This is a genomic window from Enterococcus sp. DIV0213h (assembly GCF_051711285.1).
GTDB lineage: Bacteria > Bacillota > Bacilli > Lactobacillales > Enterococcaceae > Enterococcus_D > Enterococcus_D casseliflavus.
Map to the genome: position 1 here is coordinate 404146 of NZ_JBIOMH010000001.1, position 14660 is coordinate 418805.

General features: G+C 44.8%; 12 protein-coding genes. All 12 read left to right on the top strand.

Annotation, left to right across the window (positions count from 1 at the left end; all coding sequences use genetic code 11):
- Positions 1-111: 111 nt before the first annotated feature.
- The 12 genes from IGI77_RS01945 to IGI77_RS02000 all read left to right on the top strand — a co-directional run bounded on the left by IGI77_RS01945 (position 112) and on the right by IGI77_RS02000 (position 14643).
- Positions 112-780: a TetR/AcrR family transcriptional regulator gene (locus tag IGI77_RS01945; protein ID WP_005227217.1), complete on the top strand. Its 669-nt coding sequence runs from the start codon at positions 112-114 to the stop codon at positions 778-780.
- Complete coding sequence (locus IGI77_RS01950; protein ID WP_005227218.1) at positions 773-2500, top strand: ABC transporter ATP-binding protein; 1728 nt, start codon at positions 773-775, stop codon at positions 2498-2500. Before IGI77_RS01945 ends, IGI77_RS01950 begins: the two co-directional genes overlap by 8 nt.
- Complete coding sequence (locus tag IGI77_RS01955) at positions 2497-4377, top strand: ABC transporter ATP-binding protein (protein WP_005227219.1); 1881 nt, start codon at positions 2497-2499, stop codon at positions 4375-4377. Before IGI77_RS01950 ends, IGI77_RS01955 begins: the two co-directional genes overlap by 4 nt.
- A gap of 204 nt (positions 4378-4581) precedes the next feature.
- Positions 4582-5727, top strand: coding sequence for an acetylornithine transaminase (locus tag IGI77_RS01960; RefSeq protein ID WP_086294467.1), 1146 nt, complete (start codon positions 4582-4584; stop codon positions 5725-5727).
- A 146-nt stretch (positions 5728-5873) separates the two neighbouring features.
- The gene (argC, locus tag IGI77_RS01965) at positions 5874-6896 is read left to right on the top strand and encodes an N-acetyl-gamma-glutamyl-phosphate reductase (RefSeq protein WP_016609579.1); all 1023 of its coding nucleotides are present in this window, start codon (positions 5874-5876) and stop codon (positions 6894-6896) included.
- A gap of 78 nt (positions 6897-6974) precedes the next feature.
- Complete coding sequence (gene argJ, locus IGI77_RS01970; RefSeq protein WP_142965004.1) at positions 6975-8165, top strand: bifunctional glutamate N-acetyltransferase/amino-acid acetyltransferase ArgJ; 1191 nt, start codon at positions 6975-6977, stop codon at positions 8163-8165.
- 35 nt (positions 8166-8200) lie between these two features.
- Positions 8201-8962, top strand: coding sequence for an acetylglutamate kinase (gene argB, locus IGI77_RS01975; RefSeq protein ID WP_074535346.1), 762 nt, complete (start codon positions 8201-8203; stop codon positions 8960-8962).
- A gap of 175 nt (positions 8963-9137) precedes the next feature.
- On the top strand, positions 9138-9959 hold the full coding sequence (locus IGI77_RS01980; protein WP_015508862.1) for a VOC family protein: 822 nt from the start codon (positions 9138-9140) through the stop codon (positions 9957-9959).
- A gap of 417 nt (positions 9960-10376) precedes the next feature.
- Positions 10377-11291 carry an ABC transporter permease gene (locus IGI77_RS01985; protein ID WP_438769303.1) on the top strand — a complete coding sequence of 305 codons (915 nt, stop codon included), beginning with the start codon at positions 10377-10379 and terminating at the stop codon, positions 11289-11291.
- 22 nt (positions 11292-11313) lie between these two features.
- Complete coding sequence (locus tag IGI77_RS01990) at positions 11314-12207, top strand: carbohydrate ABC transporter permease (protein ID WP_005227226.1); 894 nt, start codon at positions 11314-11316, stop codon at positions 12205-12207.
- 65 nt (positions 12208-12272) lie between these two features.
- Positions 12273-13904, top strand: a complete 1632-nt coding sequence (locus IGI77_RS01995) for an extracellular solute-binding protein (protein WP_438769305.1) — start codon at positions 12273-12275, stop codon at positions 13902-13904.
- Between the two features lie 37 nt (positions 13905-13941).
- A complete protein-coding gene (locus IGI77_RS02000; RefSeq protein ID WP_128487903.1) occupies positions 13942-14643 on the top strand; it encodes a DUF624 domain-containing protein in 702 nt (233 codons plus the stop codon).
- The last annotated feature ends 17 nt before the right edge of the window (positions 14644-14660 follow it).

The window sequence follows — 14660 nt, forward strand, 5'->3', positions numbered from 1 at the left end:
ATTTAAATTCTTGCATTCTCTGGTGAGGGGTGTATAATGACACAGTGTCATATGACAACGTGTCATATCGAGAGCTGTGATTTATTTTAAATTAGAAAGGAGTTGCTTGTGATGCCGACCGATACATTTTTTCACTTGCCGCCAGAAAAACAAAAGCGCATCTTAAATGCGGCGAAAAAAGAATTCTCAAGACTGCCGCTGAAAGACGCCTCGATCGCCAACATCATCAAAGATGCCGAGATTCCTCGCGGGAGTTTTTACCAATACTTCGAAAACAAAGAAGATCTTTATTACTATTATTTCCATACGTTGAAAAAAAATAGTCAGCGAGATCTGCTGAAATCGATCCAACATGAAAACGGGGATCTGTTTGCGGGGTTCGAATGGTACTTTTCACGGATGATCGCCGAGGTTTTCAAAGGCAAAAACGCAAACTTTTACCGCAATTTATTTATGAGTATGGATTATCGTTCCTTCCATAAAGTCGTGCCAGAGATGCAGCACAAGATGCATCAAGAAAACAAAGCCGATCGGCAGAAGCAGCAAGCCATCTTTTTGTCAGAGGTCGACAAAGATTTATTGAAAGTCAAAGACGACCATGAGTTGAAAATGCTGATCCAGCTGCTGATGCATACCGTTTTTTCGACGATTGCCGAAGCCTATCGCCAATCAGCGTTTGATCCAGACTATGATCCTGCTGAAGCGATCGCTGATTTCAACAGTAAAGTCCGCTGGTTAAGAGAGGGCGCAAAAAAAGAAAGAGGGGAAACCTATGATTAAGCTGATAAAACGCGTATCCGTCATTTCCATAATCATGGCAGTGGTGTTTATGGTGATCCAAGTCGTTTCTGATTTGTATCTACCGACATTGACTTCCAATATTATCAACAATGGGGTGGCGACAGGCGACATTGATTACATTTGGAAAACCGGCTTTTACATGATCGGCTTTTCATTGATCAGTATCATCGCCGCTTTAGGAAATACGTATTTCGCAACAAGAGAATCACAAAAATTAGGACAAAAACTACGTTCGGACATTTACCAAAAAGTTGAGAATTTTTCTTCTCGATCTTTTGATAAATTTGGGACCGCATCATTGATTACAAGAACCACCAACGACGTCAACCAAATTCAAATGGTGACGCAAATGTTTTTACGTATGATGATCAATGCACCGATCACACTGATTGGGGCGAGTTTCTTGGCCTATCAAAAAGATGCCCAATTAACCCGAATCTTTTTAGTCGTTATTCCTATCATGCTGGTATTGGTCGGCGGTATTATGTATTTTGCCGTTCCTTTATTCAAAAGTATGCAAAAGAAAACCGACCGTTTGAACTTAGTCTTTCGTGAAGGCTTGACGGGGGTCCGCGTTATTCGGGCATTTGACAAGACGGATTATGAAGCGAATCGCTTTGATGAAGCCAACAAAGATTACACCCACACCGCGATTAAAGTAAACACCATCGTCGCATTGATGATGCCATTGATGACGTTGATCATGAGTGGGACGAACATTGCCATCACATGGTTTGGGGGTCATTATATTGCCGAAATGACTTTAGAAGTCGGAAACTTGATTGCGTTTATGACCTATGCAATGCAAATTTTGATCAGCTTTATGATGCTGTCCATGATCTTCGTGATGGTGCCAAGAGCCCAAGCATCAGCTGATCGGATCAACGAAGTCTTAAATGAAGAAGATGAAATTCTCGATCCAAAAACACCAGCGACATTGAGCTTACAAGGGGACCAAGCAACCTTGGCCTTTGACCATGTGGCGTATCGCTACCAAGGCGCTGAGAAATTGGCGTTGGAAGATATCGATTTTCAAGCAAAATCTGGTGATTTTGTTGCCATCATCGGTGGGACGGGCTCAGGGAAAACGACCTTAGTCAATCTCTTGCCTCGTTTGTACGATGTGGAGTCTGGTGCAATCAAAATCAATGGGGTCAATATTGCAGAAGTCACCCAGCACAATCTACGAGAAGTCGTGGGCTTTGTTCCGCAAAAAGCGGTACTGTTTTCTGGTACCATTCGTGAAAATATGAAATACGGAAAACCCGATGCATCAGATGAAGAAATCTGGCAAGCCTTAGAGATCGCCCAAGCCAAAGATTTTGTCTCCGAACTGGCAGATGGCTTAGATAGCCGTGTAGAACAAGGCGGCGGCAACTTCTCTGGTGGACAACGTCAACGTTTAGCGATCGCTCGTGCGTTAGTGAAACAAGCAGATGTCTATGTCTTTGATGATTCCTTCTCCGCACTGGACTTCAAAACCGATGCTAACTTACGAGCAGCGCTGAAACGCGACATGCAAGACAGCATTATGGTCGTGGTTGCCCAACGGGTCAGCACCGTCATGGATGCCGATACGATCTTAGTATTGGATGAAGGAAAACTCGTAGGAAAAGGGACCCATGAATCATTAATGGCAGACAATGAAACCTACCAAGAAATCGTTTCTTCACAATTGAGAGAGGAGGATCTTGCATGAGTGAAAAGAAAACAACAACACAACACCGTGGCGGACCAATGGGCGGCGGTCCAGGCCGTAACATCGGTGCCAAAGGACCAAAACCAAAAAACTTTTGGGGGACGGTCAAACGGCTTTTCGGGTACATGTCGAAACGCTCCATCGCTATCATTGCCGTCTTCGTTTTAGCGATCGCAGCCGTGATCTTCCAAATCCAAACACCGAAAATTTTAGGGGAAGCGACCACTGAAATTTTTAAAGGTGTCATGATCGGTGCGCAGCAGATGCAAGCCGGCCAACAGGTAACAGAATTTCCTATCGATTTTGAGAAAGTTGGTCAAATCATTTTGATCGCGATCGGCATGTATGTGATTTCAGCCGTCTTCAACTTTCTACAACAGTTTATTATGACCCGTGTCTCGCAACGGACGGTTTATGAGCTGCGTCGTGACTTAGATGAAAAAATGAACCGCTTGCCGATCTCTTACTATGATACTCACTCAAATGGGGATATCATGTCACGGGCGATCAATGATATGGATAATATCGCAAGTACCCTGCAACAAAACTTGACCCAATTTATTACGAGTGTCGTGACCTTTATCGGGGTTTTGTGGATGATGCTGACGATCAGTTGGCAACTGACTTTGGTTGCTTTAGCAACGGTTCCTTTAAGCTTGATCGTCGTGATGATCGTCGCACCAAAATCGCAAAAATTCTTTGCGGCACAACAAAAAAGTTTAGGATTGCTCAATGACCAAGTCGAAGAAACTTACGGCGGTCATACCGTTGTCAAAACCTTCAACCATGAAGCCGCCGATCAAGTCGTTTTTGAAGAAGAAAATGACCGTCTGTATTCCGCTGGTTGGAAAGCCCAATTTATTTCAGCGATCATTATGCCCTTGATGAACTTCATTAAAAACTTAGGCTATGTCTTCGTGGCTGTCCTTGGTGGGATCAAAGTGGCGAATGGGAACATGACGTTAGGGGATGTGCAAGCATTCTTGCAATACACCAATCAATTCTCTCAACCAATCACTCAAATCGCTAGCTTACTAAACACCATCCAATCAACCGTTGCATCTGCCGAACGGGTCTTTGAAGTCTTGGATGAAGAAGAAATGACTGATGAGCCTTCTGGATTGCCAGTGGAAGACAGTGAATACAAAGTTCGTTTCGATCATGTTCAATTTGGTTATGCGCCAGACAAATTATTGATGACCGATTTTAATCTGGATGTTAAAGCTGGTGAGATGGTGGCTATCGTAGGACCTACCGGCGCTGGGAAAACCACGCTGATCAATCTCTTGGAACGTTTTTATGATGTTTCTGGCGGTAGCATTCGTTACGATGGCAAAGATACCCGAGACTTGACTCGTGATGAGTTGCGTAGTAATATCTCGATGGTGCTGCAAGATACGTGGTTGTTTACTGGTTCCATCTATGACAACATTCATTATGGAAATGAAAAAGCAACCAAAGAGCAAGTGATCGCTGCGGCGAAAGCTGCCCATGTGGATGATTTTGTTCGCAAATTGCCAGAAGGCTATGATACGGTCTTGAATGAAGAAGCCAGCAACATCTCCCAAGGTCAACGTCAGCTGATCACGATCGCCCGCGCCTTCTTAGCGGATCCCGACGTTTTGATTTTGGATGAAGCAACTTCTAGTGTCGATACGCGGACGGAGATCTTGATCCAAAAAGCAATGGGTCGTTTGTTAGAAAATCGGACCAGCTTTGTGGTTGCTCACCGTCTCTCTACGATTCGTGATGCTGACAATATCATCGTGATGAATCACGGGTCCATTGTTGAGACTGGAAATCATGAGGAATTGATGGCACAAAACGGTTTCTATGCAGACCTGTATAACAGTCAATTTTCAGAAGAAGTGGCGTGATCCACTGTTTGTAATGAAAGAAATTCTTCCCCAAATGATGATAAACAGACCGCCAAAGGTTGACTGAAAGAAAGTAGTGATTGTCACTGCTTTCTTTTTTTTATGAATTTTTATCGCTTTAATTTAAATATTTATTGCAATTAACTGGATTAAAATGTATATTAATACATAATTTCGAATAATCTAAGACAAGGAGTGAAACCAATGAGTCATCTTTTTCCTAATTACAGCCGTTTACCCATCGATATCCAGCAAGGCAACGGCAGCTATGTGGTAGATTCGCAAGGCAACCAATATTTAGATTTAACAAGCGGCATCGGGGTCGTTAATCTCGGTTATGGGCATCCCAAAGTGCAAGCCGCATTGATGACACAAGCAGAGCAGATTTGGCATGTGCCGAATTTGTATGACAGCCAGTTGCAAGAAGAAGTTGCCCAAAAGCTGACCCAAAATCAAAAGAGCGCTTCAGACGAGCCGTATCTGGCTTATTTTTGCAATAGTGGCGCTGAGGCGAACGAAGCTGCTTTAAAGTTGGCTCGCAAAGCGACTGGCCGCAGCAAAGTCATTAGTTTTGAACAATCTTTCCATGGTCGGACCTTTGGGGCGATGTCTTTGACTGGGCAAAGTAGTATCCATGATGGGTTTGGACCGTTAGTACCAGAGATGGTGTATGTACCCTTTAATGACCTTGAGGCATTGCAAGCCGTTTTAGATGAGCAGACGGCAGCCGTGTTTTTAGAATTGATCCAAGGCGAAGGCGGTGTGATCCCTGCTGAGGTGGCGTGGGTCCAAGCGGTGGCAGCCCTTTGTCAGGAGTTGGGGGTACTACTGGTGGTGGATGAGATCCAAACCGGGATGGGACGGACAGGAACACTGTTTGCTTTTGAAGGATATGGCATTGAACCTGATCTTTTTACCGTAGCAAAAGGGCTTGGTAACGGGATCCCTGTCGGAGCGATGCTAGGCAAAAGCCATTTGCAAACGGCTTTTGGACCCGGTAGTCACGGTTCGACCTTTGGTGGCAATAAATTAGCGATGGCCGCTGCTAGTGCCGTTTGCAGTGTGTTGCAAGAAGGGGACATTCAAGTCAATGTTCAATTGCGCCAGCAGCAGTTTCTCGACGGATTGCAAGGACTATCTAAGGTGCAGGCGATTCGTGGGAAAGGATTGATGATCGGTATCGAATTAGCCGATTCGGAAAGCTTGCAATCCGTGTTGACCCAACTGCGGAACCAAGGCCTCCTCGCATTAAAAGCGGGAACCAAGGTTTTGCGCTTGCTGCCGCCTTTAACGATCTCGCAAGAGGAAACGACAGCAGCCTTGGCGATTTTGCAAGCTGTCTTAGCATAATTGCATAAAAATAGATTTTTCGGGCTTTTTTTCTTATAAAAACCGAGTAATAGCGAATTTATTTTGAATAGTTTTATAAATAATCATTGACAGAGCAATGGGAGTTTCTTATAATCTTAAGTAAATTCTTTTGAGGAGTGACGTGTTTGAAGGCAGCAATCGTTGGTGTAACAGGGTATACCGGAATTGAATTGATTCGTTTGATCCAGCAACATCCCCAATTGGAGGTGGGCACCTTGCATAGTCATTCTATGCATGAAAATTCATCAGTTTTGTATCCTCATTTAATTGGACTGACAGAACGGCTGATCGAACCTTTTGATGCAGAAAAAATCCAAAAGGAAAATCAACTCGTGTTTTTTGCGACTCCTGCTGGAATCAGCAAAGAACTCGCAGCGACTCTTGTCGCAAATGACTTTCCAGTGATTGACCTTTCCGGTGATCTGCGATTGAAGGATCGGGATAGCTATCAAAAATGGTATCACCAAGAAGCTGCACCTGCCGAGTTGTTGGCACAAGCGACCTATTCGCTGCCTGAGTTTGCAACGACTCCTGGCAATTTGATCGCCAATCCAGGCTGTTATGCGACTGCTGCCATTTTAGCTGCTGCGCCGTTGGTTCAGCAAAAACTATTCAGCGGTACGTTGATTTTTGATGGCAAGTCGGGTTTGTCGGGTGCTGGTAAGAAATTGACGGACAGCAGTCACTTTGCAACCGCTGCGGATAACATGACGATGTATAAGCCAAATCAGCATCAGCATATTCCTGAGATCATGCAGCAGTTTCAGCAATGGGATCAGGCAATGCCGCCGATCCAATTTTCTACCAGCTTACTGCCTGTCAAAAGAGGGATCTTTATGACGCTTTATGCGCCTATCAAAGACGCGATTTCGCAAGAGGACATCTATGAGCAGTACGTAAAAACGTATCAAGACCATCCGTTTGTCCGAGTGCAACCGTTAGGAAAGCTGCCCGAGCTGCGGCAAGTGACGGGAACGAATTTTTGTGACATTGGCATATGTTTCAATCCGCTGACCCAAGTGTTGACCGTTGTCGCAGTGATCGATAATTTAGGCAAAGGGGCTGCTGGCCAAGCGATCCAAAACTTCAATCGATGGGCAAAGATACCAGAAACGACTGGTCTTATGCAAGCACCGTTATATCCATAAAATAGCCAACAGACGCGTGAGGATACTCGTGTCAGCCAGTGGACAATCCGCAAAAAGGTGGCAGTAGGAGGAAAGAAAATGAAAGAAATCGAAGGAACGATCGCAACCCCCAAAGGTTTTTTTGCCGACGGTCTGCATTGCGGTCTGAAGAAAGAGAAAGTCGATCTTGGTTGGATCGTCTCTGAAGTGCCAGCCAGTGCTGCGGCAGTCTTTACCACCAATCAAGTACAAGCGGCACCCATTCTCGTTACAAAGGAAAAAATGCAAGCAGGCACCTTGCAAGGCGTGATCGTCAATGCGGGCAATGCCAATGCTTGTACCGGGGAGCAAGGTTTAAAAGATGCACAAGAGATGGCAGAATTGGCAGCAGCCCAGCTGCATACGAGTCCCGAAGCCTTTGCGGTAGCCTCCACCGGGATCATTGGTAAGAGCTTACCGATGGAAAAAATCACTGCAGGGATTCAGCAACTAAACAGGCAAGGGGATGCCCACCGATTTCAAAGAGCGATTTTGACGACGGATCTGACTGAAAAAAGCAGTGTCATCCAATCAACGATCGCTGACAAAACGGTGACTGTTGCGGGCTGTGCCAAAGGGTCTGGTATGATCCATCCCAATATGGCTACGATGCTGGCCTTTGTTACGACGGATGCGGCGATCGCTCCAGCACTCTTGCAAGCACTGCTGAAAGAATTGACCGACGTTACCTTCAATCAAATCACGGTCGATGGCGATACATCCACCAATGATATGGTGTTAGTTTTAGCCAACGGGTTAGCCAAAAATCCAACAATTGAAGCTGACACGCCAGCTTATCATGAGTTTAAAGGGATGCTCAAAGCAGTTCTGACCGCACTAGCCAAAGCAGTTGCAAAGGACGGAGAAGGCGCCAGCAAATTGATCGAAGCTCACACGAGTGGAGCTGTGACCGATGAAGCAGCCCGAATGATCAGCAAAACCATCGTCGGTTCGCCACTGGTCAAAACAGCCCTCTTTGGCAAAGACCCGAACTGGGGGCGTATCTTATGTGCAGTGGGCTATAGTGGGCAGCCGATCAATCCAGCAACGGTATCGATTGCATTAGCCGACATTCCCGTCTTTGTCCAAGGGACACCGGTAGCTTTTGACGAAACCATCATGCAAGAACAATTGGCGGAAAATGAAGTCAAAGTCGTTGTCGAGCTGAAAGAAGGGGCAGGTGTTGGCACCGCTTGGGGCTGTGATCTGACGTATGACTATGTGAAAATCAACGCACTATATCATACCTGAAAGAAATCAGGTACTAGACAAAAAGGAGCGAGTAGATGGAAACGATCGTAGTAAAAATCGGCGGTGTCGCCTCAGACAATTTAACCCCGTCATTCTTTGAGACGATAGCAGATTGGCAAGCTGCGGGCAAAAAAGTAGTCATCGTCCATGGCGGTGGTCACTACATCTCAGAAATGATGGAGAAAATGGCGTTGACAGTCACGATCAAAGACGGCCTGCGGGTGACCGACCCCCAGACGCTTGAAGTAACTAGAATGGTCCTTTTGGGACAAGTTCAACCGCTGATCACGACCGCTTTCCAGCAAGCTGGGTTCCATGCCGTAGGACTGAATGCTGGCTGTGATCAACTGATTCAAGGAGAAGTCATTGATGAAGAAAAATTAGGACAGGTGGGGAAGGTTCAACAAATCAACGCTGCTTTCCTGCAGCTCTTGACAGAGAAAAAACATGTCCCGATCTTGGCACCGCTAGGAATTACCCCAGAGGGGCAATGGCTGAACATCAATGCCGATGAAGTAGCGTGTCAGGTTGCTGCTAGTTTACAAGCCGAAAAACTATATTTGTTGACGGATGTCCCTGGGATCAAGCAAGAAAGCCAGTGGTTATCAGCTGTTTCTTTTGAAGAGATCCCCCGTTTGATCACCGAAGAAGTAGTCACAGGCGGCATGCTGCCAAAACTAAAAAGTGCGCAGAAAGCCTTGAAAGCAGGGGTAGCTGCCGTTTGTATCACCGATCGAATCGATCGTTTAGGAACCCAGATCCTCGCGGCAAGTCCAGCCGCAGCTGTCTGTAGCTGAAGCCATTAGCAACACCCAAATGCCTCTTCTCTACTCATAAAAATGCAAAATTCTGACTTTTCTGTGCTTTTCTTCTTATTTTCTCTAAAAAAAGAATAAAATAGGTAGGGATTTCATTTGCTAGAATTTCGTTTTATCAGTACAATGAGTACATATGTAAGTAGGGGGAGAAACAATGACAGATTTCTTATTGGGGAGCAGTACGAAGTTGCTGACTGTTGCAATCCGGGTAAAAGACCGCGATCAAGCGATTGCCTTTTATCGGGATGTACTTGGTTTTGAGTTGAAAAGAGAAGAAAATGAATTGGCCATCTTTGGTCTAAAAGGATTAGATAGAGAAGTTTTATGGTTGGAAGAAAGCCCGCGTGCCAACGATCACTTCGGCGAGATCAAAAAAATGCAGCGCATCGTCTTAGCCGTATCTTCATTAGAAGAAGCGGCAACTATCGCGAGCAATGCCCAACAAAAAGCGATTGCTTTCGAAGAAGCTCGTTATGAAGCGAATCAATTAGGCTTTATTATAGCTGATCCAGAAGGGAACAAAATTGAAGTCTTATTTACAGCACCCGCAGGAACTGCGGTACCAAAAGACGAAGCAGAATTGATCAAAGCGGCACCTGCAAAAGCGGCTGGCTTATCAAAAGAAGCTCATTTTGGCAAGCTGTATTTAAACGTCAGTGATCTAGCCAAAGAGCAGCTTTTCTTAGAAGAAAGCTTAGGCTTGAAAACAAAAGAAGCCGAAACGAAGGAATTTATCCTCAATGATGGTGACTTCCAAGTCGGCTTGACTGAAGCACAAGGTGGTACGATCGATTTGCCGACCCATGAGGTGCTTGGCTTAGACTTCTTGAAAATCTCCATCAGTCAAGAAGATATCGATACATTGGAAAAGCACTTGTCTGAGAAGAACCAAGAGTTCTTCATCGACAAAAAACGGAAGTTGTTGACGACCTATGATGCAATCGGTATCGAATGGTGGTTTATCGTTAAAAAATAATAGGTTATGAAAGAAAAAGCAGAGAGGGCGATTCTCTGCTTTTTCTTTTTTTTTGTCAAAAAAAGAAACTTTTGTTTTTATTTCGCACGAAAGAGTGCAAAAACCTGTTACATCGATTTGAAGACCAATCATTGAAAAAACGGTAGTTTATCTGTATTAGCAGAGCAGGTCCAATCTATTTGACTTTTCTTGTTTTGTTATTTAATAGTTTGGGTGATTGTTTTAAAACTTAATATAATAGCCATTATGATTCAAAAAACATAAACATTATATTGAATTGTGGTTATTCTTAATTTATAATAAAAAAGAATCGAGATTCGATGGCTCTGGACGCAGAGATTGTTCGTTGTTTATTTTGTATGCGGTTTCTATTGTGGGTGCGACAAGGTGGAATTGGGAAGACAAGGAGTAGATGTGATGGAAAAAAAGTGGATACAGCGATATTTTGCTCAGTGGGATCTGCAGATGATGGTACTGCCTGCGATCTTACTGGTATGCATTTTTAGTTATATCCCAATGTACGGGATTTTGATGGCGTTTCAACAGTACAATATTTTTGAAGGTATGACAGGCAGTCCATGGATCGGCTTTGATAATTTTCGGCGCTTTTTTAGTGAACCACGTTTTTGGGAAATTTTACGGAATACCATTATGATCAGTGTGCTAAAGATTGCTATTTGTTTTCCAGCACCGATTTTGTTGGCATTGATGCTTAACGAGGTCAAGAACGTTGCCTTCAAGCGTGTGGTGCAGACGATTACTTATCTCCCACACTTTTTATCATGGGTGATCGTGGCGGGGTTTACGATGTCGATTTTATCGATGGATAACGGTAGCTTAAATATTGCTTTGGAGAGTTTAAACCTGATCGATGAACCAATCAACTTTTTATCGATCCCTCGCTATTTCTGGACGATCATCGTTACGACAAATCTTTGGAAATCGATTGGCTTTGGCTCGATCGTCTATATGGCAGCCATTGCTGGGATCGATCCGCAACTGTACGAAGCAGCATCACTAGATGGCGCAACGAAATTTCAGCAAGTCTTTTTGATCACTCTGCCTTCGATCGTTCCAATCATTACGATTTTTCTCATTTTGGAGATCGGCAACTTATTGAATGCGGGCTTTGAAGATTTGCTTTTACTGGGGAGCAATCCAGCTCTTAGAAATGTGGCGGATGTCATTGATACCTATGTGTATCGGGTAGGGATCAGCAACTCTCAATATTCATACGCAACAGCTGTTGGTTTGTTCAAAGCAGTCATTAGTGTCACTCTTTTGAGCGGAGCAAACTTTTTCGCACGCAAAGTGGGTCACAGCTTATGGTAATCAGCAGAGGAGGAAATGAACAATGAAGAAAAATTGGGGCGACCAAGCGATGATGATTTTTATTTACCTCTTCTTGATAACGCTTGCATTCTTGACGTTTTATCCCTTCTGGAATTCGCTGGTGATTTCCTTTAATTCTGGACGTGACACGGTGACTGGTGGGATCACGTTTTGGCCAAGAGAATTCACGTTGGAAAACTATCAGATCGTCTTTCAAGATCAGCGCTTGATGAATGCCTTTTTCATCAGTGTCTTACGGACAGTGATCGGGACGTTTTCATCGATCATGCTGACAGCGATGGCAGCATATGGAATGTCAAAAAGAGAACTGATGGGGCGAAAATTTATTACGATTTTTTTCATCCTCACGATGTTCTTCAGCGGCGGCTTGATTCCAACCTTTTTAGTGGTGCGTTCACTTGGACTGATGGATTCTTTTTGGGTAATGATCATTCCTGGTCTGATCAGTGTTTGGAATATGATCATCTTCCGTACGTTCTTTCAGCAACTGCCGAAAGGATTGGAGGATTCAGCGAAAATTGATGGTTGTGGGTATTGGGGCACGTTTTTCCGAATCATTTTGCCGTTATCAGGTCCAGTCATTGCCACTTTGTCGCTATTTACCGCCGTTGGGCATTGGAATGATTGGTTTATGCCAAGCATCTACATTACTTCAGATCATCTCATTCCCTTGCAGACCTTTTTGCAGCGAGTCTTGAATTCGAATACGGTGAGTTCGCAAATGAGTCAAATCGATTCTGGCTCAGCAGCACGTTTGGCGGAAATGACTGGTGTCACTGGCAAGTCCTTATCAATGGCAATTATGATGGTGGCGACTTTGCCGATCGTAATGGTTTATCCGTTTGTCCAAAAGTATTTTGTAAAAGGTGTATTGATTGGCTCGTTGAAAGATTAGCAGAGCAGGAGGAACTCTCTTGATTAGAGGGGAGAAGGAACGAAACGTTGAAAGGGGATAAAAGAATGAAAGCAAAGGTATTAAAAAGCGTGCTGTCAGTGACTGCGATGAGTCTCTTACTGGCTGCTTGCGGCAGTGAGTCAGGGACAAAAGAAAGTGATGGGGCGGCAGCGAATGACCGTGACAGTTCGGAGGTCTTTGAATTAGGTAGTGAACCGTTGGAGATCACGATGTTTGGTAATTATGATTGGTACACGATGGATCGTTGGGGAGATGATCCAGCAACTGCTGCTATCAAAGAACTGACCAAGGTAGATATTCGCGCAATCGATGGTGGCGGGAATGCAGCACAGCGGCTAAGCACAATGATCGCTGGCGATGATCTACCTGATTTTATTTGGCTTGATCGAGGGTCGGATGTGGAACGGCTGCGAGAAGCGGGTGCCTTAGTGCCATTTGATGATTACTTGGATAAGTATCCAAACTTGAAAGAATGGGCGGGAGAAGACATCCTGAACATGCTTCGTTCAGAAGACGGCAAACTTTATCAGTTTCCCAACTGGTATAGCTCGGAGCCTTTCGGGAATGCCGGTTATGTCGTCAATAAAGAGATCCATGATGCTTTAGGTGCGCCAGAATTGAAAACAACAGAGGATCTTTATGAGTATTTGAAAGAAGTTCAAACAGAGTTTCCTGATGTCATTCCATTTGAAACAGATGTCAGCGGACAAGGGATCAATGTCTTGTACTCCGCATTTGCAGAAGGGCGTTCACCAGCAGATATCCGCATTCGCGCTGTTCCTGAAGGCGACGTATTGACCTCGATCTTTGCCAATGAAAACTACGTAGAATCGATTGAATATGCGTCAAGACTGTACCGTGAGCGCTTGATGACCCAAGATACCTTGACCCAAGATGCAGATATGGTGGCAGAAAAAGTAACCAGTGGTCGTGTAGCTGTCTATGCGGCTGCCAGCCCGTCCAACTATGCTCGCGATGCCCATTACATCTTGCATGAACAAAATCCAGATGCGGGGTATTTCTATATCGAGCCGATTGCAAAACCAGGACTAGACCCTGACAATATTTTCCCAGGTTCCTATGAAATGCTAGGGTGGAATGTCAGTGTCATTACTAGAAATGCAGAAGACCCAGAAAAAGTCTTTGCCTTCTTAGACTGGTTGACTGGACCGTTGGGCCAATCGATCTTGATGTTTGGTCCAGAAGGCCAGTATTGGGATGGCTTTGACGAAGAAGGCTATACGCAATTTACGGATGCCTATGCAGAAGACAGTGCAGGCGTTTCAGAGATCGAGCAAGCAACATCAAGTTTCCAATGGAACGGCAACTCCGCCTTTTTAGACAATACCAAAACAAAATTTGAGTTAAATCTTCCAGAAGATCAAATGAACTGGGCAACGAAATGGCAGCATGCCATCACTTGGGATACGCAAAAAGACGACACGGAATTTGCGGCGATCAACCCGATGCCAGACTCACCAGAAGGAATTATTCAGCAACGGATCAACGATATTTTTGAAGAAGCCAATGCTTCAGCGATCTTTGCTGACAGCGATGAAGAAGTGCGTGCCATCTTTGCTGAGGCGGAAGCCCAAGCACAAGCAGCGGGCTATCAAGAGTTGCTGGATTATCAAACAGAGAAATGGCAGCAAAATCTACAAAACTTAGCCCGCTAGAGGGTAAATCAGCTGATTAGAGAAAGGAGGCGGACTGATGGGAAATGAACGATGGTATCGTTGGTATGGTGCCAGTCAAGCGATAGCTAGTATGTTGCTTTTGAATGGCTACTGGTTACTGTTCAATCTGCCCGTTCTATTGCTAGCTTTGGGGCTGATTTTCCCCAGCTCTCCTCGTCAGTTTCTTTTCTCTTTGGTTGGTTTGATCATTAGTTTTCCTAGCATTCTTTTGCCAGCGACCTTTGCTTTATTTGGGGTCATGCGGCGCTGGTTGTACTATCAAGAACCACGACAGGCCATCGGAGGGACCTTTTGGCGGCTCTATCGGGAAAATTATCGGCGCAGTTTTGCCGCAGGCCTCTTTTTCGGTAGTCTCGCTTTGCTGCTGTTAGGCTCTTATCGCCAAATCGATTCCTTTCAGTTGCCCTTATTGGCTGTCGGCTATTTGTTTTTAAGTATCATTTTACTCGTGTGGTTGCTGTATTTTATCTGCGACAGTGTGCATTTGGCGGCACCCATGCGGCTCGCCTTGATCAAAAGCTTTTTCATCATCTTTTGGGCACCGTTGCAGACACTGATGTTGCTAGGGCTGTTGAGTGGCCTCGCTTTACTGCTCGTCTTGATCCATCCCTTACTCGCGGGATTGATCGTAGGGGGACTAGGTAGCCAATGTGCCTGTTACAGTTATTTGAGAATCATCCAAAAGGCGCAAGCAAAAGCTGCACCAGCTGACGAGTAATCTATGTAACACTGATT

Coding starts and splice junctions, on each gene's coding strand:
- IGI77_RS01950 (WP_005227218.1), top strand. CDS start 773: ATGATTAAGCTGATAAAACGCGTATCCGTCATTTCCATAATCATGGCA.
- argJ (WP_142965004.1), top strand. CDS start 6,975: ATGAAAGAAATCGAAGGAACGATCGCAACCCCCAAAGGTTTTTTTGCC.
- IGI77_RS01995 (WP_438769305.1), top strand. CDS start 12,273: ATGAAAGCAAAGGTATTAAAAAGCGTGCTGTCAGTGACTGCGATGAGT.
- IGI77_RS01955 (WP_005227219.1), top strand. CDS start 2,497: ATGAGTGAAAAGAAAACAACAACACAACACCGTGGCGGACCAATGGGC.
- IGI77_RS02000 (WP_128487903.1), top strand. CDS start 13,942: ATGGGAAATGAACGATGGTATCGTTGGTATGGTGCCAGTCAAGCGATA.
- IGI77_RS01985 (WP_438769303.1), top strand. CDS start 10,377: ATGGAAAAAAAGTGGATACAGCGATATTTTGCTCAGTGGGATCTGCAG.
- IGI77_RS01960 (WP_086294467.1), top strand. CDS start 4,582: ATGAGTCATCTTTTTCCTAATTACAGCCGTTTACCCATCGATATCCAG.
- IGI77_RS01980 (WP_015508862.1), top strand. CDS start 9,138: ATGACAGATTTCTTATTGGGGAGCAGTACGAAGTTGCTGACTGTTGCA.
- IGI77_RS01945 (WP_005227217.1), top strand. CDS start 112: ATGCCGACCGATACATTTTTTCACTTGCCGCCAGAAAAACAAAAGCGC.
- IGI77_RS01990 (WP_005227226.1), top strand. CDS start 11,314: ATGAAGAAAAATTGGGGCGACCAAGCGATGATGATTTTTATTTACCTC.
- argB (WP_074535346.1), top strand. CDS start 8,201: ATGGAAACGATCGTAGTAAAAATCGGCGGTGTCGCCTCAGACAATTTA.